The sequence below is a fragment of the Psychrobacter sp. 1Y4 genome (assembly GCF_051847555.1).
Genome location: NZ_JBPYDE010000480.1, coordinates 1 through 745, shown reverse-complemented (window position 1 = coordinate 745; position 745 = coordinate 1). Strand labels below are relative to the sequence as shown.

Genomic DNA, 745 nt, shown 5'->3' with positions numbered 1-745 from the left:
TTACTGAATTTACGTACTCGACTGACAGATCCCAATATTGGATATATCGATAGAATAAAAAACAATCGTATCGATACGCAAATAAATACCCCTGATAGTGTGTCGCTCAACACGGGAAACGGTCTAGTACAAATTGAGCAATTTGATGTCGCACCTGAGTATCTTAACCAATCCTTTACGTTGATCAGGTCTGCAACGGGGTTCGTCTTGAGCAATGGCTTTGATGAATTCAAAGGTCAACTTGGTCAGCCGCACCAATTTGAAGGACTGGATGGTCAGATTAGCATCACGGTGACTGAGCTACCAACGGATAGCTATCCTATTAATATCACTAAGCAGACGTTAAAGACCACGACAGATGCTATCAATAGCACTTTGTCTGTTGAAGAAAGAGGGGATCAAACCAGTATTATTCAACTGTCTATGATAGGTACCAACCAGCAGCAAATTACTACCATACTCAATCAGATAGTCCAGTCTTATGTAGATCAAAACCAATCCCGTGGCTCGGAAGAAACCACCAAAACTCTTGCCTTTATGGAAACGCAAATTCCAGCGTTGAAAGAAAAGCTAGAAACCTCTGAAGCGCTGTTTAATAGTTTTCGTAAAAAATATGGCACCATTGATGTGGGTAAAGAAGCAGAGCTTTTATTGAATGAAAAATCTCGAATCGGTGAACAGCTCAATGACCTCAAGCTCAAAAAAGCAGATCTGACGACCTACTACACTGAAGAGCATCCAATGG

General features: G+C 41.1%; 1 pseudogene. It reads left to right on the top strand.

The annotated features are described in order from the left end of the window. A pseudogene (locus ACS8FC_RS17085) lies at nucleotides 1–745 on the top strand (polysaccharide biosynthesis tyrosine autokinase); the annotation flags it as partial.